The following is a 25,958-nucleotide window of genomic DNA, read 5'->3' on the forward strand; positions in this document are numbered from 1 at the left end:
TAAGAACCCAAATCTTAATCACAATGAAACACTACCATTTATGCTTTTGGCTGCTACTGGCTGCCACGATTTTTCCTGTACAACAAAGTTTTTCCCAAAGGAGTTATTTATCCATCGGAGCGGTGCCGACCTACAAAACGGATGGCTACGGTATTCAGCTCAATGCAAACCATTACCATAGTGCCATAGATTATCTACAAGTATCCCTAGTGGCTACTTTTTCCAAGGAAAAACCAAACTCTGGTGTGGAATTCCCGTATGATGATTACTGGTTGAACCTCGGATATTTTACCACTATCTTGACTTCAAAAAAACGTGGCATTTTCTTTTATTTTGGTGGCGGGCCATCGGTCGGTTATAAATACATAAATAATGGCGAAACTGATTTTGACTTTGATGCCATAGAAGCTGAGAGCAGTTTTATATATGGCGCCTATGCATCTTTTGAGATGGATTTTTTTGTTTCCGATGCCTTTTCTTTGATAGTTCCCATTAACGGATACTATCATTTTAATAGCGACCTAAATGATTCCACGCTACTTTTAGGAGCCGGGCTGCGCTATTATTTTAAGTAGAAAGATTTTAAAGCTTGACCTTTCGTTCTAAGAACGGATTGACTTCATTGTACGGCAATACCAGAACAATAGGGCCATCGGCATAGGAGGCGACTTCGTATTGATTATAAATGAGTTGAAGTCCTTCCGTGGTGTACCCCACATTGTTGGATAGATGAAAGGAGTCCCCTTCGAACATAAACCCCGTGGCATTGATATTTTTACCTGCTGGGATCTCCTCCTGCTTGCGGAACTTCTCTTCTGCAAAATCTTCAAAGCCCTCGTAGTCGGCAAAAAGTTCTGCATTTTCTAACTCTTTGCCAGTGGGTTTATCAAAATTTAAGTAAGATGTGGAGGCGTATCCATGGGCACCGCCGGTAAAGGAGTACGAGTTTAACATCAGTGTTACGATATTTTCATCTTCATATACAACTTCACCATCAATGGTAGCTTCCCACTGTATCTCATCGGGGAATTTGGTCTTTAATTCCTTATAGCTATCCGTAAAAGATTGTAGTGCCTTGTCCATCGTGTCAATCGTCCTGTCTTCGGAAAAGGACATAATACTGATGATTTCCTCCCTCAACGAACGATTTATGGCTTCAGAAACAGGGGAGTCGTCCAAAGCATTGGGAATGTTGATGGCTATTTTTGGACAATCCGCACAGGTTTCGCCCAGCAGTTGCGTAGGTTCAAAAGTGAGCTTGCTCTCCGTTTGGCAACTCATCAAGGCGCCTAGGAAAAGTATAGTGGCTATATATTTTTTCATGATTTGAGGTTTTGGGTCATCAAAAATAATACTTCGGAAAGATAACGATACATTTGTATGAAGATAGTTTCAACATGGGCAAAAAAGAGTTAAAATTCAATAGCAAAGCAATTCACGGAGGACAGCAGCCCGATGCGGCCTATGGAGCGGTTATGCCGCCTATTTATCAAACCTCCACCTATGCACAGCTCACTCCAGGTGGACATAAAGGGTATGAATATTCTAGAGGTGCTAATCCTACGCGGACCGCCTTGGAAAATGCAGTGGCAAGTTTGGAGAACGGCAAATTTGGTATGGCCTTCGGCAGTGGAATGGCGGCAATAGATGCAGTTTTGAAGTTATTGGCTCCCGGTGATGAGGTCATCTGTACCAGCGACCTGTATGGGGGCAGTTACCGACTTTTTAAGGGCGTATATGAGAAATTTGGAATCAAGTTCAGTTTTTCAGACATGGTGGATATGGAAGAACTTGCCTCCCATATTACCGATAGCACCAAACTGATTTGGGTGGAGACGCCTACTAACCCCATGATGAATATTATTGATATTGAAGCCGTTTCCAAGGTTTCCAAACAGTACGGTTTATTGTTGACGGTGGATAATACCTTTGCTACCCCTTACCTGCAACGTCCTTTGGATTTAGGTGCCGATATTGTTATGCATTCCGCGACCAAATATTTGGCGGGTCATAGCGATGTGGTTGTTGGAGCCTTAACTGTAAAGGATGAAAAACTAGCGGACCAATTGTACTTTATTCAAAAATCGAGCGGAGGCATCTGTGGGCCCATGGATAGTTTTTTGACCCTTCGTGGGATAAAAACGCTCCACGTGCGTATGCAGCGCCATTGTGAAAATGCGGAGCAAGTGGCCAAATATTTGGAGGGCCACCCTAATATGGATAAGGTATACTGGCCCGGCTTCGAGCACCATCCAAATCATAAAGTTGCCAAAAAGCAAATGGAAGGTTTTGGCGGAATGATTTCCTTTGTGCCCAAAGGCGGAGGTTATGAGAATGCCATTAAAATTGTAGAGAACCTTCAACTATTTACCCTTGCGGAATCGTTAGGAGGTGTCGAGAGTTTGGTGGGACATCCAGCAAGTATGTCGCATGGAAGTATCCCTAAAGAAGAACGAGAGAAAAATGGGGTGGTAGATGCATTGATCAGGTTGAGCATAGGGATAGAAGATGTGGAAGATTTAATAAACGATTTGGAACAGGCCCTTAACTAAAATATTTTGAAAAATTTATAAAAAATAAATATTCAAATTATTGAAATAATATAATTTTGCCCTCATAATAACAATTCAATAAAAAATCGCTTTTTGTAAGCGGAAAGACAAATAATTTTATCCGTATATGGAAGAAAGAATAGAAGATAAGATAAAAGGGTTTATGGATGAGGTGATTTCCAGGAATGGTCACGAGCCCGAATTCATCCAAGCAGTACAAGAGGTTGCCGAAACGGTTATACCTTATATTGTTCAGCACGACATTTATCACGGGAAGAACATTCTATTAAGAATGGTAGAGCCAGAGCGATTGATATCGTTCCGTGTGGCATGGGTAGATGATGATGGGGAAATTCACGTTAACCGTGGATATCGTATTCAAATGAACTCGGCCATTGGCCCTTACAAAGGTGGACTTCGTTTTCACCCAACAGTAAATGCCAGCGTTCTTAAATTCTTGGCATTCGAGCAAGTATTCAAGAACAGCTTAACTACCCTGCCCATGGGTGGCGGAAAAGGTGGTTCAGATTTTAACCCAAAAGGGAAATCCGACGATGAGATCATGCGTTTTTGCCATGCCTTTATGACAGAACTGTGCCGACACATTGGACCAAACACCGATATTCCGGCTGGAGACATCGGTGTAGGTGCCCGTGAAATCGGTTTCTTGTTCGGTATGTATAAGAAAATCCGTAACGAGTTTACCGGGGTATTGACAGGAAAAGGACTTTCTTGGGGAGGATCTTTGATTCGCCCCGAAGCTACCGGTTATGGTACGGTTTACTTTGCCGACAGCATGTTAAAGACCAAAAACGAAACTTTTGAAGGTAAAAAAGTTGTGATTTCAGGTTCCGGTAACGTGGCCCAATACGCAGCTGAAAAGGTGCTTCATCTTGGAGGTAAGGTATTGACACTATCTGATTCTGCAGGATACATCTACGACAAAGAGGGTATTGATGAGGAAAAACTAGCGTTTGTAATGGACTTAAAGAACAACAAACGTGGAAGAATTTCTGAATATGCAGATAAATATGCCTCTGCCGAATACCACTCGGGAGAGACTCCATGGAAAGTTGAGTGTGATATTGCATTGCCTTGCGCCACTCAAAACGAATTGAACGGAGAGGATGCAAAAGCGTTGATTAAAAATGGTTGTATTGCGGTAGCTGAAGGCGCTAACATGCCATCAACACCAGAAGCGATACATGCATTCCACGACGCCAAGATTCTGTTTGCTCCAGGTAAAGCATCCAATGCAGGAGGTGTTGCCACTTCAGGATTGGAAATGTCGCAGAACTCATTGCGAATCAGCTGGACCAGGGAAGAAGTTGATAAACGACTCAAAGGAATCATGTCCGATATCCATGATGCTTGTATGCAGTACGGGGACGAAGACGGATATTGCAATTATGTAAAAGGAGCCAATATTGCTGGCTTTGTTAAGGTTGCAGATGCCATGTTGGCCCAAGGAGTGATATAAAATAAAGCCATCTAGAATGGTTTTTGGTTGGCAGTTACCGGAAGGAGTGGTTACATTTACACTTCTGGTAACTGCTTTTTTTATTCGCACATGCAAGTCACAACAAAGGCCATAGTTCTTTCCTCCCTAAAATATGGGGATACCAGTCTTATAGTTAGAGCTTTCACACAATCAGATGGCGTAAAATCCTATTTGCTCAAAGGCGTACTTGCTTCCAAAAAGGCGAAAATCCGCCCGGCCTATTTTCTTCCTTTGATGCAACTGGAAATAGTGGCGACCCATAAGAACAAAGGAACTCTGGAAAGTATGCGAGATGTTAAGGTAGCAGTGCCTTATCAAACAATGCATACCGATGTGGTCAAAAATAGTGTAGTTCTTTTTTTGGCCGAAATGTTGGGCAACAGTATACAGGAACAAGAGCAGGACGAGAGTCTTTTTAACTATTTGGAATATGCGTTTCAATGGATGGATTTGCATCCGCTATCATCCAATTTTCATATTCTGTTTTTATTGAATTTGACCAAGTATTTGGGGTTCTATCCTGATACTTCATATCAAAACTCGCCTTTTTTTGATTTGTTGGAAGGGAGCTTTAGCAAAACACCATCGCTTAATCCATTGATTCAGAGTGAGAACCTGAAAAGTTTTAAGAAATTTTTAGGCACGGATTTTGTGGCATTACAAACGATCCAACTAACTAAGTCTAACAGGCGAGAACTCTTAAAAATAATGATCCAGTATTATGGTCTTCATGTGCACGGATTTCGTGAACCAAAGTCACTCGCCGTTTTAAATGCAGTTTTTACGTAAAATGCAAAACCTAAAACCAACCTTAACCCTAATTCTTTTCTTATTAACCTTACACTTGTATGCTCAAGAAGTAACCGTACTGGATGCCGATTCGGGAATACCGGTGGACAATATCGCCATTTTTAACAAGGACCAGACCAAAACCACTGTCACCGATGCCAATGGTAAGGGGGATTTGGATATTTTCGGCCCCAATGAAAAAATAACGTTCAAGCACATCAGCTACGAACCTTATTCCACCACAAAAAGCCAAATTGATAGAAGGGGCAACCGGGTCTATCTTTTTTTAAAGACCGAGGAACTTCAGGAAGTGGTCATGTCCGTTTCTAAATGGGAACAGCAAAAAAAGCACATTCCTCAAAAGATAGAGACCTTTGATGCCCGTAATATTGCCTTCACTGCACCACAAACATCGGCAGACCTATTGCAGAATAGTGGAAAGATTTTTGTGCAAAAAAGTCAATTGGGTGGAGGTAGCCCCATGATCAGGGGATTTGCCACCAATAGAATTTTATTGTCCGTGGATGGCGTACGTATGAACAACGCCATTTTCAGGGGCGGAAACCTTCAGAATGTAATATCCGTTGACCCGTTTACCATTAAAAAAACTGAGGTAACCTTCGGTCCGGGTTCCGTAATCTATGGTAGCGATGCTATAGGTGGTGTCATGAACTTTTATACCCAGCAACCGCGTTTTTCCTACGCGGATAGTTTGGCATTTTCAGGAAATGTCAATTACCGATATTCCTCGGCCAACAATGAGAACACTGCCCATGTGGATTTTAATTTTGGCAAGCAAAAATGGGCATCGTACACCAGTTTTACCTATAACAATTTTGATGATTTGAAAATGGGGGAGCATGGTCCGGATTCCTATTTGCGACCCAATTATGTAATCAGTGAGAATGGTATCGATGTACTGGTAGATAACAACGACCCTAAAAAACAGGTCACCTCAGGATATGATCAGGTCAACTTTCTCCAAAAGTTTACCTACAAACCCAATAGCACATGGAACTACGATTTGGGGCTGTATTATTCGGAAACTTCTGATTATTCAAGATATGATAGATTGATTCGGCCGAACAGGGATGGGGACGGACTTCGTTCCGCAGAATGGTATTATGGCCCACAGAAATGGTTTATGGGGAACTTTCAAATCACCCAAAAAGGAAAGAATAAATTTTATGATGGGGTAAAATTGACCACCGCCTATCAATTTTTTGAGGAAAGCCGGCATGATCGTGGGTTTCAGGATGCCGAACTATATTCCACCCGCGAAAAAGTTGATGCCTTATCCGTAAACTTGGATTTTGAAAACAAGAAAATCGGGGCGCTCAACCTATATTATGGAGCCGAGTACGTTTTTAACAAAGTCCATTCCATGGGCAGTATGCGCAATACAGAAACCGATGAAGTTGAGGAGACCGCATCAAGGTATCCTGATGGGTCCACATGGCAAACCTTGGCAGGATACATCAATGGGGAGTACCAATTAAAGCCTAATCTTTCACTCTTATCAGGAATTCGTTACAGTCAAGTTTGGGTGGATGCGACCTTTGATACCACCTATTACCCATTTCCTTTTGATGAAGCGGATATTGTAACGGGAGCACTTACCGGTAGTTTGGGGCTAAGTTGGTTTCCTAGGTCCGATCTTCAAGTAACATTGAACGGTTCAACAGGGTTTAGGGCCCCGAACATTGATGATATCGGTAAAATATTCGATTCCGAACCCGGTTCGGTCGTGGTTCCAAATCCAGATTTAGAACCGGAGTATGCTTACAACGGCGAACTGGGTCTCAGAAAAAACTTTAATGATATTTTAGTTCTCAAAGGAGCGGCCTACTATACATATCTTGTAGATGCGCTGGTCCGAAGGGATTTTTCTTTTGGAGGCCAGACCGAAATTGAATACAATGGCGAACCAAGTAATGTTCAGGCCATCCAAAACGCGGCCAGGGCTTATGTTTATGGATTTGAATTTGGTATGGAGGCCTATTTTAATGAGCATCTGTCGCTAAATTCAAATCTAACGTTGACGGAAGGTGTGGAAGAAGATGACGATGGAACCGATAGCCCATCAAGACACGCTGCACCTACCTTTGGTGATGTCCATCTTATATGGCAAGACCAAAAGTTGAAAGCAGATATTTTTGTCAATTATAATGGGGAGGTGAGCAATGATGATTTGGCTCTTTCAGAACAAAGTAAGACCTACATGTATGCAAGCGATGCCAATGGCGACCCTTTTTCACCATCTTGGTATACGCTCAACTTTAGATCGCAATATCAAATAACCACAGCATTAAAGGCTTCCGTTAGTCTGGAGAACATGACCAATCAAAGGTATCGAATGTATTCCTCGGGAATCGCCGCCCCGGGCACGAATCTTATTTTGGGATTGGGTTATGTTTTTTAAAAAATAAAGGCTCGGATTTTCCGAGCCTTTTTCTTTTTTTTCGCGCTTGTCTACATACTATCGATGGCTTTTTTTGCAGCATCCTTCATTTCCTCTCCTGCCTTTTTAATGCTATCCAATGCCTTTTGGCCCTCTTCTTTTACATCTTTGCTCGCCTTTTCTATCGCATTGGCAGCATCTTCCGTGGCTTCTTTGAGGCCCTCTCCAGCTTCTTCGAGCGCTTTGGCTGCATTCTCGGATGCCTGTTTTGCCTTATCCTCGGAGTCTTTGCAAGAGGTGAGCACGGATAAGGATAAAGTCAATGCCATGGCGGCAAATAGTGCTTTTTTCATGATTTTGATGGTTATGTGTTAATTAAAAGAAATTTAAACAAATTAACGTAAATAAGTGATGAGGTGGTTATCATATTTAGGTTAAGGGATTTATGTGAATTCTAATCCCAAAAGGCAGGGCTTAATTCCATCTAAATTTATAATTTTGCAAACTTGAATTCTAGTAGAAGAAGCAGTATATGAAGTTTGCGGAATATAAGGGATTGGATTTGCCAAAGGTATCAGAAGAGATTCTAGACTTTTGGAAGGATAAAAAGATTTTTGAAAAGAGCGTTTCCACAAGGGAAGGCAAGGAGAGCTATGTGTTCTATGAAGGTCCTCCCTCTGCAAACGGAATGCCCGGAATTCACCACGTAATGGCGCGTACCATAAAGGATATATTTCCAAGGTACAAGACAATGAAAGGTTTCCAAGTAAAGCGAAAGGCCGGTTGGGATACCCATGGCCTGCCCGTTGAGATCGGTGTGGAAAAAGAATTGGGCATCACCAAAGAAGATATCGGCAAAAAAATATCGGTAGAGGATTACAATGCCGCCTGTAAAAAAGCGGTAATGCGCTATACGGATGTTTGGAACGAGATGACTGAGAAAATCGGTTATTGGGTGGATATGGAAGATCCGTACATCACCTACAAGTCCAAGTATATGGAATCTGTTTGGTGGTTGTTAAAGCAGATCTATGACAAAGGACTGATCTATAAAGGCTATACCATTCAGCCCTATTCGCCAAAGGCGGGTACAGGTTTAAGTTCGCACGAGCTTAATCAGCCGGGAACATATCAAGATGTAACGGACACTACGGTAACGGCACAGTTCAAGGCCAAAATGGATTCACTACCAGGTTTCTTGAAAAATATTGACGGTGATATTCACTTTTTGGCATGGACGACCACACCTTGGACGCTTCCATCAAACACGGCATTGACCGTAGGCCCGAAGATTGAATATGTGCTTGTAAAAACATTTAACCAATATACGTTTGAACCTATCAATGTAGTGTTGGCCAAGAACTTGGTGAACTATAATTTCTCAGGAAAATATACCAAGGTAGAAACAGAAGAGGAGTTGAATGCATTCCAGCAAGGAGACAAAAAAATTCCTTATTTGGTGGGAGAATCTTTTGTAGGGAAAGATTTGGTCGGCATTCAGTACGAACAGTTGATTGATTATGTACAGCCATATCAAAACCCGGAAAATGCCTTCCGTATCATTTCCGGAGATTTTGTGACCACCGAAGATGGTACCGGAATCGTGCATACCGCCCCTACTTTTGGTGCGGACGATGCTTTGGTGGCAAAACAGGCCACTCCCGAGATTCCGCCCATGTTGGTTTTGGACGAGAACGACAACCCCGTTCCATTGGTGGACCTTCAAGGGAAGTTTAGACCGGAGCTCAAGGAATTTGGCGGCAAGTATGTAAAGAACGAGTATTACGATGATGGCGAAGCTCCGGAAAAGTCCATCGACGTGGAGATTGCCATCAAACTAAAAGAAGAGAACAAGGCCTTTAAGGTCGAGAAATATGTGCACAGCTATCCCAACTGCTGGCGTACGGATAAACCTATTTTGTACTACCCATTGAATTCTTGGTTTATAAAGGTCACTGATGTAAAGGACCGTATGTTCGAGCTGAACCAGACCATTAACTGGAAACCAAAATCTACAGGTGAAGGACGTTTTGGAAATTGGTTGGCAAACGCCAACGATTGGAACTTATCACGTTCCAGATATTGGGGTATTCCATTACCAATTTGGCGAACCGATGATGGAAAGGAAGAGTTGATCATTGGTTCTGTTGAAGAATTGAAATCTGAAATGGCCAAAGCTGTTGAAGCCGGGGTTATGGACAAGGATGTTTTTGAGGATTTTGTTGTGGGCGATATGAGCGAGGGGAACTACGATAAGGTCGACCTACATAAAAATATTGTGGACGGTATCACTTTGGTGTCCCCATCGGGACAGCCCATGAAGCGTGAGGCCGACTTAATCGATGTTTGGTTCGATAGTGGCTCCATGCCCTATGCCCAATGGCACTATCCATTCGAAAATAAGGATTTGATTGATGAGGGCACGGCATTTCCTGCCAATTTCATCGCCGAAGGGGTAGACCAGACCAGAGGATGGTTCTATACCCTGCATGCCATCGGAACCATGGTTTTTGATAGCATAGCCTATAAAAATGTGGTTTCTAATGGACTTGTTCTGGACAAGGAAGGAAAGAAAATGTCCAAACGATTGGGTAACGCAGTAAATCCTTTTGAGGTATTGCCAGAGCATGGCCCCGATGCCACCCGTTGGTATATGATATCCAATGCCAATCCTTGGGACAACTTAAAGTTTGATATAGAAGGGGTTGTTGAGGTAAAACGTAAGTTCTTCGGAACGCTGTACAATACCTATTCATTTATGGCGCTTTATGCCAATATTGATGAGTTCGATTATTCCGAAGCAGATATTCCTTTGGAAGAAAGACCGGAAATAGACCAATGGATATTGTCCGAGTTGCACACATTGATCAAGAATGTGGATGAAGCTTACGGTGATTATGAGGCAACTCGTGCGGCCCGAATGATATCGGAGTATGTTCAGGAAAACTTGAGCAACTGGTATGTGAGGTTGTGTAGAAGACGTTTTTGGAAAGGTGACTATGAAAAGGACAAAATCTCCGCTTACCAAACGCTTTACACGTGTTTGACCACGGTTGCCAAATTATCGGCACCGATCGCGCCGTTCTTTATGGATCAATTGTACAGGGATTTGGATGCTTCCTCCAAAAAAGAAGGTTTTGAAAGTGTGCACTTGGCCGAGTTCCCGGCTTATGATGCCAATATGGTGAACAAGGATTTGGAGCGCAAAATGCAATTGGCACAGAAAATTTCCTCTTTGGTGTTGTCCATCCGTCAAAAGGAAAAGATAAAAGTACGCCAGCCTTTACAAAAAATCATGATTCCGGTATTGGACGATGAGCAAAGAAAGGATATTGCATCCGTATCCAATTTGGTAAAATCTGAAGTCAACGTGAAGGAGATTGAAATGTTGGATGATGCTTCGGGAGTGCTTGTAAAGCAAATAAAACCGAATTTTAAGGTGTTGGGCCCGAAATTTGGTAAGGATATGAAGGCAATTGCCGGCAAAGTATCCAGCTTGAGTCAAGAGGATATCCAAAAAATTGAACGAGAGGGAGAATTATTGCTACAATTGGAAAATAAAACCGTTAATTTACAGTTAACCGATGTAGAAATAAGTTCCCAGGATATAGAGGGTTGGTTGGTAGCCAGTTCAGGTTCGTTGACCGTGGCACTGGATGTTACCATAGATGAAAACTTGAAAAGGGAAGGTATTGCCCGGGAATTGGTAAATCGAATCCAGAATCTAAGGAAAGAATCAGGTTTTGAGGTAACTGATAAAATCGACATAAAAATATTGAAGGATGGCCTAGTGGAAAATGCGGTTTCCAGTAATGAGGACTATATCAAAACGGAAACGTTGACCGCTGAGCTCAACTTTGAGGAAGAGCTTGAAGAGGGAACGGAAATAGCCTTTGATGAGGTGAACACAAAATTGTTTATTCAAAAACATTAAGAAAATGGCAGAAGATTCAAAAGTAAGATACTCCGACAAGGACCTTGCGGAATTCAGAACATTGATCGAGGAGAAAATGGAAAAGGCCAAAAACCATTTGGAGCTTTTAAAGAGCTCTTATATGAATGATGGCAACAATGGTACGGACGATACTTCTCCAACGTTCAAGGCGTTCGAGGAAGGTTCCGAGACCATGAGCAAAGAGGCGAATACCCAGTTGGCCATTCGCCAGGAGAAATTCATTCGCGATCTTAAAAATGCTTTGTTGCGAATTGAAAACAAGACCTACGGTATCTGCAGGGTTACAGGAAAGCTTATCAATAAGGAGCGTTTAAAGCTCGTGCCCCACGCTACGTTGAGCATAGAGGCGAAGAATATGCAGAAATAATTAAAAACGCCCTTGGGCGTTTTTTTCTTTATGAGGGCACAGATCTTTTTGATATTCGTTTTTGCACTGGTCCATGTCCATGGGCAGAAATTGGTAAAAAAAGCATTTATTGGCCCTCGTACGGAAACTATTCAAGTTGATGCACAATACTGCTATCGAATCGACCTGAAGACAGAGCCTACTGATGAGGTGCATGTTTCGGCAACCATGGAAGGGGAATATGCCATGGATTTATTGGTCTCTATCGAGCAAAGTGGTACAACTGCCACAATCAGTACAGATTTTCAGCCCAATTTTGTTAACCCGAATGACAAGCTCAGTGCCCATAAGGTAATTTCCATAGCTTTGGAAATACGTGTACCCGAGTACAAAAATGTGGGTGTTTTTGGAACAAAAACAAATCTATACGCTACAGGAAAATACAAAGATTTGGAAATTACCCTATCAGATGGACGTTGCACGCTGCTGAATGTTTCAGAATCCGTAACCGTGACTACGCAGAAAGGCGATATTCTGCTCTCGGCTCCTAGTGGTGATATTGTTTCGGAAAGTACTTATGGAAGGGTGCAAAAGGAAACTATTCCTTTCGGGGACGATCGATTTTTTCTGAAGACTGTGGAAGGAGACATCCTAGTGACGAAAACAAAATAATATGCATATTTTTGCAATCCTTTTAATAACAGCATGAGTTTAAAGAAGTCCCTTATTATCATCGTACTCATCCTAGTGGTGGACCAGATCAGCAAGATCTATATCAAGACCAGTTTTATATTGGGTGAGGCCCACGAAGTGTTCAGTTGGTTCAAAATTTTGTTTATAGAGAACGAGGGGGCTGCTTGGGGAACCAAATTGAGTGACCTTTTACCCATATCCGAACCTGTGGGTAAACTAATATTGACCATTTTCAGGATTTTTGCTGTTTTTGGGATAGGTTATTGGTTGTGGGATATTATTCGGAAACAGTCCCCAAGAACTTTGATTTTGGCGGTTTCTCTGATTTTTGCAGGGGCGGTCGGAAACATTATCGATTCGGTTTTTTACGGAATTATTTTTGATCATAGCAATGGGCAGGTGGCCACCCTTTTTGCCGATCAGCCATATGGAAGTTTGTTCCATGGCAAAGTGGTAGATATGCTGTACTTTCCATTAGTGGATACCACTTGGCCCGATTGGGTACCGTCCGTCGGAGGCAAACGCTTCCGCTTTTTTGAGCCTGTTTTTAATATTGCAGATACGGCGATAAGTACTGGTGTTGGTATTTTGATCGTATTCAATAAAAAGGCTTTTCCAAAGCAGGCGGATAAAAAAGAAGAGGTCGCCGATCAGAATGTATAAACCTTTACTGGGGTGATGCAATAGTCCAGTTTTACGTCGTTTTCATTTACATCGGATATAAGCTCAGGTTCCGCTGCAAAGAACGATAGGCCTATTTTAAGTGTTTCTTTTCGGCATTTGTTCAGAAAACCATCATAAAATCCTTTTCCGTATCCTACACGGTTTCCCTTTTCATCAAAAGCCAACAAGGGTACAAACACCACGTCGATTTTATTTTCCGGTATCTCAATGCCGTCAACAGGTTCAGGAACCCCCCACGCACTTTCTTTAAAAGCAGTATTATCCGTGAGCAAATAGTTTTCCAAGCTGTTGGGGCCAACTACTTTGGGAACCACTATATTCTTATCCCTGCCTTGCAACAACGTTATCAAGGGCAGCGTATCGACCTCGTTCTTGTCTTCGATACTCAAAAAGATATGGTAATAAAAAAAATCCCAAATAGGGATTTGAAGCGAACTATTGGCCAAGGCCAAACTTAAATCCGAGGCTTTTGTTGGAGATATTTCCGCTCTCAGATTTTTGTATTTTTTTCTCAGTTCATGTTTCAACATTGACTGTTGAAGATTTTGGGGTTGTTTGGGTACAATGGACTACTACTCTCCTTTTGTTGCAACGGAGAAAAAGATTTTGAAGAAAAGCATCAAAATCAAGTACATTCCCAAAACGATAATATAGTTTTCCATAGGATTGTAATTATATCGTTAAATGTAAGTAAAACATTTGAGAAGAATACCATGAAATGCACTTTTTATCGATGAAATGCATGATTTTTAGCAACAGTTTAACAAAACTTATTGATTGCCAAGCGCTTGATTGTAGGTTTCCCATAGTTTTTTTGTGGTAAATCCCCAGTTTTGATGAATATGGAATTTTTCAGGAAATTTTTCGCATTTTCTACTCACTTAAAAAAGTATCAATTAAGAAGGGTTATATGTCAATCCAAAATAGGAATTCATCAAGTTTAACAATAATCAAGACAATTAAAATATAACTTTGTTATAAAGTCAAGAACAGGTCACTTTTAGAGCAATCCATGTCCAAATCTACATCCTTAAAAGTACAATTGAGTGCGCTTCCCAATAACCCGGGAGTGTACCAGTTTTATGATGCGGACGGCAAAATTCTGTACGTAGGGAAGGCCAAGGACCTGAAAAAGCGGGTTTCTTCCTATTTCAACAAAAAGCAGGAGTACGGAAAAACCAAGGTACTGGTAAAGAAGATTGATTCCATAAAACATATTGTGGTGCCTACCGAGTCAGATGCCCTTTTACTTGAGAACAATCTCATAAAAAAATTGCTGCCGAGGTACAATGTGCTTCTCAAGGACGATAAATCCTATCCTTGGATATGTATCAAGAACGAACGGTTTCCTAGGGTGTTCTCCACAAGAAAGTTGATCAAGGACGGCTCGGAGTATTTTGGACCCTATACCAGCATGAAAACGGTGCGGACACTCTTGGATTTGATCAAAAGCCTGTATCCTTTGCGTACGTGCAACTATGATTTGTCAGAAGAAAAAATAGACGCGGGAAAGTACAAGGTATGTCTAGATTACCATTTGGGCAATTGTTTGGGGCCTTGTGAAGGTTTTCAAACGGAGAAAGAGTATCATGATCAAATTGAAGATATTAGGCAGATCATTAAGGGCAATTTAAAAGATTCCATTCAGGCCTTTAAACAACAGATGAAGCAGTATGCGGAGGAGATGGAGTTTGAAAAAGCGCAACGGGTGAAGGATAAAATTGATGTCCTTGAGAATTACCAGGCAAAATCCACGGTGGTCAACCCAAAGATCAACAATGTGGATGTGTTCACCATTATTTCTGATGAAACCCACGGATATGTGAACTTTTTACAGATTTCCCATGGCGCCATAATTCGGTCGCATACTTTGGAGATTAAAAAGAAGCTGGACGAAACCGATGAAGAGTTGTTGCAATTGGGGATAACGGAACTCAGGCAGCGCTTCAATTCAACATCTAAAGAAGTATACCTCCCCTTCCCCGTTACCGTAGAGGAAGATGCAAGGGTAACCCTTCCCAAATTGGGTGACAAACGCCGAATTTTAGATCTCTCCGAACGCAACGCGAGGTTTTATCGCCAAGATAGATTGAAACAGATCAAGATAACCGACCCTGACCGTCACACTAAACGGATCATGACCCAGATGAAATCGGATCTACGATTGTCAGAGGAGCCACGGCATATCGAATGTTTTGACAACTCTAACATTCAGGGCAGTAACCCTGTTGCGGCTTGTGTAGTTTTTAAGGACGGCAGACCATCCAAAAAGGATTATCGCCACTTCAACATAAAAACAGTGGAAGGCCCCGATGATTTTGCCAGTATGGAAGAAGTGGTCTTTAGGAGGTACAAAAGGTTGCTGAACGAAGAAGAGCCACTCCCACAGTTAATCGTAATCGATGGAGGAAAGGGACAACTGTCTTCAGCTTTAAAAAGTTTGGAAGTGTTGGGACTGCGTGGAAAAATAGCCATCATCGGTATAGCTAAGCGCTTGGAAGAAATTTATTTTCCGGATGACCCAGTGCCATTGTATCTGGATAAACGTTCGGAAAGCCTGAAAATAATCCAGCAGCTAAGGAACGAGGCCCACCGGTTTGGTATAACCCATCACAGAAACAAACGAAGCAAGGGCGCGATTAGTTCAGAATTGGTTAATATTGATGGTGTAGGAGAAAAAACTGCCCAACAATTATTGAAAAGCTTTAAATCGGTAAAACGAATCAAAGAAGCATCGTTGGAAACATTAACGGCCTCAGTGGGGGCATCAAAGGCCAAAAAAATTTACAAAACATTTCATAAATAGACCATGGGAAACAAGGCAATACTATTTACGGTTCTAATTGCTTTGCTCTGTTCAAAGGGGATTGCCCAGGATTCCCCGGAAAGCAGACCGCCAAAAGTAGGTCTTGTGCTCAGTGGAGGTGGAGCCAAAGGATTGGCTCACATAGGAGCATTGAAGAAAATCGAGGAAGCTGGTGTTAAGATAGACTATATTGGCGGAACCAGTATGGGTGCCATTGTAGGCGCATTATACGCATCCGGTTATTCTTCCCAAGAATTGGATTCCATATTCAGGAGCACCGATTTTACCGATTTAATACAGGACAACGTACCAAGGAGTGCCAAAACATTTTATGAAAAGGAAGATTCGGAACGCTACGCGCTTTCGCTGCCCTTCGAAAACTTTAAAGTATCCTTCCCACAGGCCATTTCTGGAGGGCAGAACATATACAACCTTTTGGTTCAACTATTGTTCCACGTAAAGGATGTGCAGGATTTTGGCAAATTGCCCATACCCTTTCTCTGTATGGCCACCAATGTGGAGACCGGAGAAGAGATTTTGTTGGATCACGGCTATCTACCGGAGGCCATTGTGGCGAGTGGTACCTTTCCCTCCCTTTTTGAACCTGCCGAGATAAACGAGCAAATTTTAATAGATGGTGGCGTGGTGAACAACTACCCGATCGCCCAAGTAAAGGCAATGGGAGCCGATATTATAATAGGGGTGGATGTACAACACGATCTGGCCACAAGGGAATCCCTTTCTTCCGCTACGGAAATTTTGTTGCAGATCAACAATTACCGCACTGTCAACGATATGAGGAAGAAGTCCAAGGAAACCGACGTTTATATAAGACCGGATATTGACGAATTCTCCGTAATTGCCTTTGACAGGGGTAAACAGATCATAAAAAGCGGAGAAAAGGCGGCCGAGGAAAAATTGGATGAACTAAAAGAAATTGCCCTAAGACAAAGTCATGCCCCAAAACCTAGAAAGAGAATCAAGGTGGCGGACAGCCTTGTCATTAACCGGATGATCATTGAGGGGAATGATCAATATACCCGGGGATACATAAAAGGAAAACTGCGGTTTGATCTGGCGGAAAAAATCTCTTTTGATGATTTACGACAGGGAATGAGCAACCTATCAGCAACGGGAAATTTCAAAGCTATTCGTTATGATTTGATTTCCAATGGTCTGGGAACGGACTTAATTTTAAAACTTAAGGAGAATCCGACCAAAATGTTCATTAAAATGTCCGCTCACTACGATGATTTGTACAAGAGTGCGGCGCTAATCAACCTTACCAAAAAGAATTTTTTGATGAAGGACGATGTGGCCTCGTTCGATTTTATTCTTGGGGACCACATCAGATACAATATGCAGTATTATCTGGACAAAGGATATTATTGGAGTTTCGGGATAAATTCCAAGCTGACCGATTTTGATTCGGAGATTGATTTTTCCCTCATCCAAGGTAATTTTGATGTTCCCCTTAACCCGAATATCCAAAGGATAAACGTAGATGTAACAGACCTTACCAATCAAATATATCTTCAGACCGTATTAAAGGAAGAATTTGCGTTTACCATTGGGGCGGAGCATAAATTTTTAAACTATAGTACAAGAACACTGGGCCAGTTGGATGTGGATCCAAATGTGGAAAATGATGCCTCGAACGGAAATCAAAGGACCAACTTCGAAAACTCGAACTATTTTAGTGCGTTCTCGCAAATAAAACTGGACACCTATGATGATAAGTACTTTCCCACCAGAGGGTTGATTTTTGATGGCGATTTTCATTTTTATGCCTTCTCGTCCGATTACAACGAAAACTTTTCAGAATTTGCCGTGGCCAAAGGAAAATTTGGAGGTGTCTTTTCCCCGGTCCACAATTTGAGCTTCAAATTGGAAGCGGATGCCGGGTTTAAACTAGGAACTACTCCAGTAAGTTCTTTTGACTTTATTTTGGGAGGCTTTGGAAACGATTTTGTAAACAATTTTGTGCCCTTTTTTGGATATGACTTCCTCAGTTTGCCGGGTAACAGTTACGTAAAGGGTTTCGGCCGTATGGATTATCGTTTTGCCCCCAAGCACCATGTGCTTTTTTCTGCCAACTACGCCACCGTTGCGGACGATTTGTTCAGGACGGGAGATTGGTTCGAGGAACCAAGTTTTTCAGGGTATGGACTTGGGTACGGCTTTGAATCTTTTTTGGGCCCTATCCAAATATATTATTCTTGGTCGCCAGAAATCAGTGAGGGTAATTTTTTCTTTAGTGTTGGGTATTGGTTTTAGTAAAAATCACTCGATCAAAAGACTCGATTCTCTTAATAATTTGTCAAAAAAACCAGTAAAACCAATCAATAATACAGAGGTTTAGTTAAAGTCCGTTAAAAACAATTTTTCCTACAAAACCTTGCCGTATCTTTACACCACATAAGGGGTGGTTCCCTTATAACTTTAAGTATTGGTTTTTCATAATTTAAAGTTTGGTTGGTTATTTAGGAAAAGCCCAGTCTCGAGACTGGGCTTTTTTTGTTTATACTATTTTGGAATAAGTTTTGTTTAAGTATATGTGAACAGTATAGCCCCTAAACTGATTTTACTAATTTTATACCAATAAATTGCACATGAAAAAGATAATCACATATACATTATGCCTTCTTTTTGCAATCTCGGCGTCGGCACAAAATCCGCGCCCGGCCTTTAAACCAGGGGAGTGGCTTAAGTTTAGGATTCACTATGGGTTTCTAAATGCCAGCTATGCCACGTTGCATCTTACATCGGAAACATTAAATAACGTTCCTGTGTACCACGTGGTCGGAGAGGGTAAAACCACGGGGTTTGCCAGTATATTTTTTAAGGTTGATGACACCTACGAAAGTTATTTTAATAGAGAAAATGGCAGACCGTACAAGTTCATTAGAAAAATAGATGAGGGTGGATATACCAAGGATATTGAGATTGATTTTGACTACAAACAGGACAAAGCTGTTCTCATGGACCACAAAAATGGGACACAACAGAATTTTACGATCAACAATCAAATACAGGACCTTATCTCAGCTTCATACTTTCTAAGGAGCAATTATAATCTGGAAGAATTTAAAGAAGGCGAATCCATTAATTTGGATATGCTCTTTGATGATGATGGCGTTTTTAAGTTCCAGTTGAAATATTTGGGAAAAGAAATCCTAAGGACCAAGTTTGGAAAGGTAGAATGTCTTAAATTTAGACCTTTGGTTCAGTCCGGTCGGGTTTTTAAGGAAAAGGAAAGTCTAACGCTATGGGTTTCCAACGATTGGAACAAGATACCCATCAGAATCAAGGCAGATTTGGCCGTAGGCTCCCTTAAGGCCGATCTTGATGGTTACAACGGACTGAAAAACCAGTTTAAAATAATAATGGATTAGTATATAGGTGTTAATGGATAAGGATGCAAAAATCGCTTCCCAAATCAATAAGCTGGAGGAAAAATACAAAAACTCGGGCCAGGACCTAAGCTCCTATTTGGACGGTCTTCTTTACGAAAGATATCTTACTTACTGGGATTATATCCACTTGGATACGTTGTTGAGCCTTCAAATACCAAGGACTCATTTCCCGGATGAGGAAATCTTCATCATGTACCATCAGATAACCGAGCTCTATTTTAAGCTTATTCTCCACGAACAAAAACAAATTGTTGAGGATAAATCCCAGGATGTAGCTTTTTTTATTGAAAAGGTCAGAAGAATCAATAGCTATTTTAAAGCCCTTATATCATCGTTCAGTATTATGATCAAGGGTATGGAACGAGAACAGTTCCTGCGTTACCGTATGGCACTTCTTCCGGCCAGTGGATTCCAATCCGTACAGTACAGGATGATTGAATTTTATGCAACACCATTGGAGAATATGGTGCATTCATCCGAGCGAGACTCATTTTCTTCTGAAAACAGTATAGAAGAACTGTTCGAGCATGTGTATTGGAAAAAGGGAGCCACCGATTTGGAAACAGGAGAAAAAACATTGACCTTAAAACAGTTCGAGGTAAGATATACGCCTCGACTCTTGCGAATAGCCAACCAAGTAAAGGACAGTACGGTATATCAAAAATATTTACAACTTCCAGAGGCAACCCAATGCAATGAAGAACTGATTTCGGCGTTAAAAGAGTTGGATTTGAACGCCAACGTAAATTGGCCATTGATGCACATGGGTTCGGCCCATAGATATTTGGCCCGGGAGGGCAAGGATGTAGAGGCGACTGGCGGAACTAATTGGAAGGACTATTTGCCGCCCAGTTTTCAGAAAATAATTTTTTTCCCAACTTTGCATACCAAAGAAGAGTTGGACACTTGGGGTAAACAATGGGTGGACCACGTTTTTAACCCCGCTAAAGAAGAATACAAGGAATAGAAGAAAAATGCAGAAAATTTTTGGGGCAATTTTGATGCTTGCCGTGATGGCAACATCTTGCAAACAGACAAAGGAACAACCGATAGAAGAAGTTGCAAAAGTTGAAGTGATAGAAAAACTTCCCGTATTGCATTATGGTTTTAATCTTGAAGAATTCAATGTAGTCCACGATACGGTCCGTAACGGTGACAGTTTTGGGGAACTTATGTTGAAGAACAAAGTGGATTACCCTAAAATCGCCCATATTTCAGAGAATTACCGAGATACCTTTGATGTCCGCAAAATCAGGGTTGGTAAGCCCTATATCATCCTAAAATCCAAGGACACTTCTGAGGTGGCCAAAGTCTTTATCTATCAAAACGACAAAATAAATTATACCGTGGTGGATCTGCGCGATACTGCGGCCTTTGCCTATAAGAACAAGAAGAAAGTTACGCTTAGGGAGCGCGAGGTAGGTGGAGTGATCAATAGCAGTCTATCCGAGGCAATGGATAATTTGGGGGTCGATTACACCGTAACTTTGAGTTTGTCCGAGATTTACGCATGGACCATTGACTTCTTCCGGCTGGAAAAAGGTGACAAGTTCAAAGTCGTTTTTGATGAACGATACATTAATGATACTATATATGCAGGAAGAGGGCCCATTAAGGCCGCACTTTTTGAGCACAAGGGAAAAACCGTGTATGCCTTTCCGTATGTGGCAGATTCCGTGAACAACATATTGGATTATTTTGATCAAGATGCCAATAACTTGAGAAGTACATTCCTAAGAGCGCCCATAAAATTTGGATACCGACTATCGTCTAGATACAATCTGAAACGCAGGATTGCCTACTACGGTTACAAAGTGCGCCCACATAAAGGAACCGATTACGCAGCACCTGTTGGAACCCCAATTGTTGCCACTGCAGATGGAACCGTGACCGAGTCGACCCGAAGGGGCGGAAATGGAAAATATGTGAAGATTAAACACAACGGCACCTACAGTACCCAATACCTCCACATGAAAGCCCAAAAGGTAAAAAGAGGAGAGTTCGTCCGACAAGGCGATGTAATAGGATGGGTGGGAATGACAGGTAACACTGGAGGCCCGCACGTTTGTTATCGTTTCTGGAAGAACGGAAGACAGGTGGACCCATTAAAGGAAAAATTACCCGAAGCCGACCCCATCGCCGATTCTTTAAGAATGGATTATATGGCACACATATCCCCGTTAAAAGAACAATTGGATTGCATAGAATTTATTGACATAGCACCTACAGAACCCGAAGAAACCTTAATATCATACACCCAGTAATGGCACTACCCACAATCGACCCCACAACTACGGAAGCCTGGAAAAAACTTAAACAACATTATCAAGAAACCAAAGACGTCCATTTAAGGAAACTATTTTCTAACGAAAAAGGCAGGGGCAAAAACCTATCCATCCATTGGGAGGATTTTTTGGTGGACTATTCAAAGAATAGAATAACGGATACAACCATTAAGTTGTTATTGGAACTTGCCGGGGAAGTGGGCCTTACCCAGGCCGTAAAAGGTTACTTTGATGGCGAACTCATTAATCAAACCGAAGGAAGGGCCGTATTGCACACAGCCTTGCGCGCCAAAAAGGGTACAGAGGTTTTTGTTGATGGCGAAAACATTGTAGATGAAGTTTTTGAGGTAAAGGAGAAAATTAAATCTTTTTCCGAAGCAGTAATATCCGGAGAACGTAAGGGCCATACAGGAAAAGCATTTACCGATGTTGTAAACATTGGTATCGGCGGTTCCGATTTGGGGCCGGTAATGGTGACTGAAGCCTTGAAATTTTATCAAAACGATTTAAAGACTCATTTTGTAAGCAATGTGGATGGTGATCTGGTGCACGAAGTATTGAAAGAACTTGACCCCGAGACCACTTTATTTGTAATCGTTTCCAAATCCTTCACTACACAAGAAACCTTGAGCAATGCACTGACCATTAAAAAATGGTTTTTGAAGACAGCATCAGAAAAAGATGTGGCCGACCATTTTGTGGCCGTATCTACCAACCTTGAAAAGATTAAGGAATTTGGAATTGCAGATGAAAATGTGTTCCCGATGTGGGATTGGGTCGGAGGTAGATTCTCCCTTTGGAGTGCAGTTGGATTATCCATAGCACTTTCTGTGGGTTACGAAAATTTTGAGGCCCTTTTGAATGGCGCCCATCAGATGGACGTTCACTTTAAAGAAACCCCGTTTGATGAAAACATTCCTGTCATTCTTGCCTTGATCAGTGTTTGGTACAATAATTTCTATCAAGCGGAGACCGAGGCCATAATTCCATACACACAATATTTGCACCGTTTTTCTGCCTACCTACAACAAGGTATCATGGAAAGTAACGGTAAGAGCATGGATAGGGCCGGGAACAGGGTCGGTCATGAAACGGGTACTATCATATGGGGCGAGCCCGGCACCAACTCGCAACATGCCTTTTTCCAGTTGATTCATCAAGGAACCAAATTGATTCCGACCGATTTTATCGGCTACAAGAAATCTTTGCACGGCGATGTGGACCATCATAATAAATTGATGGCAAACTATTTTGCACAGACCGAGGCTCTAATGAACGGAAAAACTGCGGAAGAGGTAAGGAAAGAATTGAAATCCCAAGGATTATCTGGCGAAGAGCTGGAAAAACTGCTTCCTTTTAAGGTTTTCGAGGGCAACAAGCCTACCAATACCATTTTAATAGAGCAGCTTACCCCTAGAAGCTTGGGCTCGCTCATCGCAATGTACGAGCACAAGATATTTGTACAAGGCGTGGTCTGGAACATCTTCAGTTACGATCAATGGGGCGTGGAACTCGGTAAGCAGTTGGCCAAAAATATTCTGAACGATATTGAAAATTCAGATATTGGCAAGCACGACAGTTCAACATTGAACCTTTTGCATTTTTTTAAGGAGTAAATTGCCATCTGCTCAAATCCCTGCATAAAGCCTAAACAATTGTCTGTCAGATAATTTGTTTTGTTAATTTAGTGTTAACTATATTTGCGTGATTTTAACTTTGACTTAATCGTAGAATGTCAAAAATGGATCACATTTGCAGCGCTAATTAAACACTTAAACACTGAATTAAATGAAAAGAATCTACTTGGCTATTGCGGCGATTTTGGTTTCCGCGATGGCATTTGCACAAGGAACTCTTACTGGTACGGTTACGGATGGTGACCTAGGAGGACCACTACCAGGAGCTACCGTTATGGTGAAGGGAACATCTAACGGAACAACTACCGATTTTGATGGCAATTTTACCATAGAGGTTAAACAATCCTCTGGAACATTGGTTGTATCTTACATGGGATTTATTTCCCAATCTATTGCCTTTACTTCTGCAGGAAACGTTGGAACTATTGATCTTGTTCCGGACGCACAAGAGCTTGGAGAGGTTGTTGTTGTAGGTACAGGGATTATTGACCTTGCTACGGATAGACAAACGCCAATCGCAGTTTCATCTGTGCCGATCAAAACGATTCAAGAGAAAATAGGTACGCAGGACGTTACTATGACTTTGGTGAACACGCCTTCTGTTTATGTTTCTGGACAAGCAGGTGGTTTTGGTGATACCAACATGCGAGTTAGAGGATTTGAGCAGGATAACACTGCCTTCCTTTTGAACGGTCAGCCGATCAACGGTATGGAAGATGGTTTAATGTACTGGTCCAACTGGTCAGGTATTAACGATATTGCTTCCGGTATCCAGATTCAAAGAGGTCTTGGTTCTTCCAAATTGGCCATTTCTTCCGTTGGTGGTACGGTTAACTTTGTGACCAAGGCTACCGAGATGAACGAAGGTGGATTCGGATATGCAACTGTTGCCAACAACAACTATATCAAAACATCTGCTGGGTACAACACGGGTATCTCCGATAAAGGTTGGGGTATGAGCGTTATGCTTTCCCACTGGCAAGGTGATGGTTACAACGAAGGTAACTTTGGTGAAGGTCAAACGTATTTCATTTCCGTTGGATACAGACCAAATGATTCACACAACTTCAACTTTTTGATTACTGGAGCTCCTCAGTTCCACGATCAAAACTTTACTAAATCCATTTCTTCTTATTTGGAGTATGGAAGAAGATACAACAATAACTGGGGTACTTTCCAAGGTCAATATATGACCGAAAGAAGAAACTTTTACCACAAACCAGTTGCTAACTTAAACTGGGACTGGAACATTAACTCTACTACCAACCTTTCCACTGTACTTTATGCCTCTTGGGGTAACGGTGGTGGAACCGGTAACTTGGGTAACAGGATTAGAACTGCCGAAGGTAGAATCGATTATGATGCGATTTATGCACAAAATGCACAGGTAACTAATGGTGCCGGTGTAAACTTTGGTGATGAACCAGCCTACATTACAAGATCTTCCATGAACTTGCATAACTGGTATGGATTGATTTCCAACTTGGAAAAACAATTGGGCGATAACTTGACTTGGAACATCGGTTTCGATTTAAGAACCTATTACGGAAAACACTTTAGGGTAGTTTCTGATTTCCACGGTTTGAATTCTTGGTCAGAAAACATTCGTTTGCTTGACCAAAACAATAATCACGAGCCTTATGGAACTTTTGGAACTTACAAAGTTTCCACAGCTACAGAAACATTTAAACCATCTGGTTGGGAAGCGGCTTTTGAGTCTTATCCTGAATTACAGAAAACAGATTATAGCAATGATGAGCGAATTTCTTACGGTGGTTTGTTTACCCAAATGGAATATGCTACGGATACATTCTCTGCCTTCTTCCAAGGTTCTGTCTCTAACCAGTACCACCAGAGATTTGACTATTACCAATATGCCGATGCAGCTTTGATCAACGGAACATCACCTCAAGGGACAGGTGAGCCTTTGCCAGCTGGAATCGAGCCTGGTGTTGATTCAGAAAAAGTAAATAACTTCGGTTATAACGCAAAAGGTGGATTTAGCTATACACCAACTTCTCAGCACAGCTTCTATGCTAACGTTGGGTACTACAACCGTCAGCCTTACCACGATAACATTTACTTGAACTTTACCAACCAAGTGAACCCGTTGACAGAGAATGAAAAAATCTTTGGTTTGGAAGCAGGTTATAACTATTCCAGCTCTATGTTCTCAGGTAGCATTAACTTGTACAGAACGTCTTGGAAAGATAGGGTAGCTACTAGTTCTGATGTTGTTGACGATGTTGTTACCTATACATCTGACTTCGGAACAGAGCAATTGCACCAAGGTGTTGAAGTGGACTTCAAATTCCGTCCGGTTGCCGGTCTTAGCATCAACGGTTTTGCTTCTATCGGAGATTGGGTATATAAAGGAGATGCTGTAAGCCAAGTAACAGATGAGAATAGAAACGTTATCAGCTTCGAATCTGAAGATTATGATGGTGGTAAGGTTGGTGGTGCCGCACAAACCTCTGGTGGTTTAGGTGTTGCCTACAGAATCAACAAAAACTTCTCTGTAGATTCTGATTGGAGATACTACACTGATCTTTATTCTGATGTTGGTGCTATCAAAGAAAACTTGAAATTGCCTACATTTAGCTTGTTGGATGCCGGTGCCACTTTTTCTGTGCCATTGGGTATGAACAAAACCAAGCAGTTGAAAATAAGGGCAAACGTGAACAACGTATTGAATCACATTTATATCTCTGAGCTTACAACCGCTAATTTTGTGGAGCCAGGAGACGAAACTTACAAAGGGATTAATGTTTCCAACCAAGGATACTTTGGTTTGGGTAGAACTTGGAACGTTACATTGCGTTACGATTTCTAATTCACCTTTTAATAAAATTAAAGCCCCTTGTGTTTGCAAGGGGCTTTTTTTATGCCCAAA

The 25,958-nt window shown here is 41.7% G+C and carries 19 protein-coding genes; 16 read left to right on the top strand and 3 right to left on the bottom strand.

Translation table 11 applies throughout. The features are described from left to right. Nucleotides 1-23 precede the first annotated feature (23 nt). A complete protein-coding gene (locus DCK90_RS08750; RefSeq protein ID WP_108245795.1) occupies nucleotides 24-575 on the top strand; it encodes a conjugal transfer protein TraO in 552 nt (183 codons plus the stop codon). A gap of 7 nt (nucleotides 576-582) precedes the next feature. Here the strand turns inward: DCK90_RS08750 and DCK90_RS08755 are convergent, their stop codons facing one another. Beyond that, on the bottom strand, nucleotides 583-1,323 hold the full coding sequence (locus DCK90_RS08755) for a DUF3298 and DUF4163 domain-containing protein (RefSeq protein WP_108245796.1): 741 nt from the start codon (nucleotides 1,321-1,323) through the stop codon (nucleotides 583-585). A gap of 74 nt (nucleotides 1,324-1,397) precedes the next feature. Here DCK90_RS08755 and DCK90_RS08760 point away from each other — a divergent pair, with 74 nt between their 5' ends. From DCK90_RS08760 to DCK90_RS08775, 4 genes are all read left to right on the top strand, one after another. Further along, nucleotides 1,398-2,552: a cystathionine gamma-synthase gene (locus DCK90_RS08760; protein WP_108245797.1), complete on the top strand. Its 1,155-nt coding sequence runs from the start codon at nucleotides 1,398-1,400 to the stop codon at nucleotides 2,550-2,552. Nucleotides 2,553-2,691: 139 nt separating this feature from the next. Continuing rightward, nucleotides 2,692-4,032 (top strand): NADP-specific glutamate dehydrogenase, encoded by a 1,341-nt coding sequence (gdhA, locus tag DCK90_RS08765; protein WP_108245949.1) that lies wholly within the window; start codon nucleotides 2,692-2,694, stop codon nucleotides 4,030-4,032. 90 nt (nucleotides 4,033-4,122) lie between these two features. Continuing rightward, the gene (gene recO / locus DCK90_RS08770; RefSeq protein WP_108245798.1) at nucleotides 4,123-4,842 is read left to right on the top strand and encodes a DNA repair protein RecO; all 720 of its coding nucleotides are present in this window, start codon (nucleotides 4,123-4,125) and stop codon (nucleotides 4,840-4,842) included. Between the two features lies 1 nt (nucleotide 4,843). Further along, nucleotides 4,844-7,264 (top strand): TonB-dependent receptor, encoded by a 2,421-nt coding sequence (locus DCK90_RS08775; protein ID WP_108245799.1) that lies wholly within the window; start codon nucleotides 4,844-4,846, stop codon nucleotides 7,262-7,264. Nucleotides 7,265-7,314: 50 nt separating this feature from the next. On the opposite strand, the gene DCK90_RS08780 is transcribed toward DCK90_RS08775, so the two are convergent. After that, a complete protein-coding gene (locus DCK90_RS08780; protein ID WP_108245800.1) occupies nucleotides 7,315-7,596 on the bottom strand; it encodes an ATP synthase subunit B family protein in 282 nt (93 codons plus the stop codon). A gap of 179 nt (nucleotides 7,597-7,775) precedes the next feature. On the opposite strand from DCK90_RS08780, the gene ileS reads away from it, so the two are divergent. Genes ileS through DCK90_RS08800 form a run of 4 tightly spaced genes read left to right on the top strand, consistent with a single transcriptional unit; the run spans nucleotide 7,776 to nucleotide 12,900 of the window. Then, nucleotides 7,776-11,177: an isoleucine--tRNA ligase gene (gene ileS, locus DCK90_RS08785; RefSeq protein ID WP_108245801.1), complete on the top strand. Its 3,402-nt coding sequence runs from the start codon at nucleotides 7,776-7,778 to the stop codon at nucleotides 11,175-11,177. 4 nt (nucleotides 11,178-11,181) lie between these two features. Then, entirely contained in the window at nucleotides 11,182-11,565 is a 384-nt protein-coding gene (locus DCK90_RS08790) for a TraR/DksA family transcriptional regulator (RefSeq protein WP_108245802.1), read from the top strand. A gap of 30 nt (nucleotides 11,566-11,595) precedes the next feature. Then, nucleotides 11,596-12,216: a DUF4097 family beta strand repeat-containing protein gene (locus tag DCK90_RS08795; RefSeq protein ID WP_108245803.1), complete on the top strand. Its 621-nt coding sequence runs from the start codon at nucleotides 11,596-11,598 to the stop codon at nucleotides 12,214-12,216. A gap of 33 nt (nucleotides 12,217-12,249) precedes the next feature. After that, nucleotides 12,250-12,900 carry a lipoprotein signal peptidase gene (locus tag DCK90_RS08800; protein WP_108245804.1) on the top strand — a complete coding sequence of 217 codons (651 nt, stop codon included), beginning with the start codon at nucleotides 12,250-12,252 and terminating at the stop codon, nucleotides 12,898-12,900. Here the strand turns inward: DCK90_RS08800 and DCK90_RS08805 are convergent. After that, nucleotides 12,888-13,451, bottom strand: coding sequence for a 5-formyltetrahydrofolate cyclo-ligase (locus DCK90_RS08805; protein ID WP_108245805.1), 564 nt, complete (start codon nucleotides 13,449-13,451; stop codon nucleotides 12,888-12,890). The two genes, DCK90_RS08800 and DCK90_RS08805, sit on opposite strands and share 13 nt — an antisense overlap. A 482-nt stretch (nucleotides 13,452-13,933) precedes the next feature. Between DCK90_RS08805 and uvrC the strand changes: the two genes are divergently transcribed. From uvrC to DCK90_RS08840, 7 genes are all read left to right on the top strand, one after another. Then, a complete protein-coding gene (gene uvrC, locus DCK90_RS08810; protein WP_108245806.1) occupies nucleotides 13,934-15,727 on the top strand; it encodes an excinuclease ABC subunit UvrC in 1,794 nt (597 codons plus the stop codon). Nucleotides 15,728-15,730: 3 nt separating this feature from the next. Continuing rightward, on the top strand, nucleotides 15,731-18,004 hold the full coding sequence (locus DCK90_RS08815) for a patatin-like phospholipase family protein (protein WP_108245807.1): 2,274 nt from the start codon (nucleotides 15,731-15,733) through the stop codon (nucleotides 18,002-18,004). Between the two features lie 335 nt (nucleotides 18,005-18,339). After that, the gene (locus DCK90_RS08820; protein ID WP_108245808.1) at nucleotides 18,340-19,122 is read left to right on the top strand and encodes a DUF3108 domain-containing protein; all 783 of its coding nucleotides are present in this window, start codon (nucleotides 18,340-18,342) and stop codon (nucleotides 19,120-19,122) included. A 13-nt stretch (nucleotides 19,123-19,135) separates the two neighbouring features. Then, a complete protein-coding gene (locus DCK90_RS08825) occupies nucleotides 19,136-20,110 on the top strand; it encodes a tryptophan 2,3-dioxygenase family protein (RefSeq protein WP_108245809.1) in 975 nt (324 codons plus the stop codon). Nucleotides 20,111-20,117: 7 nt separating this feature from the next. Beyond that, nucleotides 20,118-21,407, top strand: coding sequence for a M23 family metallopeptidase (locus tag DCK90_RS08830; protein WP_108245810.1), 1,290 nt, complete (start codon nucleotides 20,118-20,120; stop codon nucleotides 21,405-21,407). After that, nucleotides 21,407-23,044, top strand: a complete 1,638-nt coding sequence (gene pgi, locus DCK90_RS08835; RefSeq protein ID WP_108245811.1) for a glucose-6-phosphate isomerase — start codon at nucleotides 21,407-21,409, stop codon at nucleotides 23,042-23,044. The genes DCK90_RS08830 and pgi overlap by 1 nt, the downstream gene beginning before the upstream one ends. A 172-nt stretch (nucleotides 23,045-23,216) precedes the next feature. Next, entirely contained in the window at nucleotides 23,217-25,898 is a 2,682-nt protein-coding gene (locus DCK90_RS08840) for a TonB-dependent receptor (protein WP_108245812.1), read from the top strand. The last annotated feature ends 60 nt before the right edge of the window (nucleotides 25,899-25,958 follow it).

The organism is Muricauda brasiliensis, from assembly GCF_003057865.1.
GTDB classification, from domain to species: Bacteria; Bacteroidota; Bacteroidia; order Flavobacteriales; family Flavobacteriaceae; genus Flagellimonas; species Flagellimonas chongwuensis.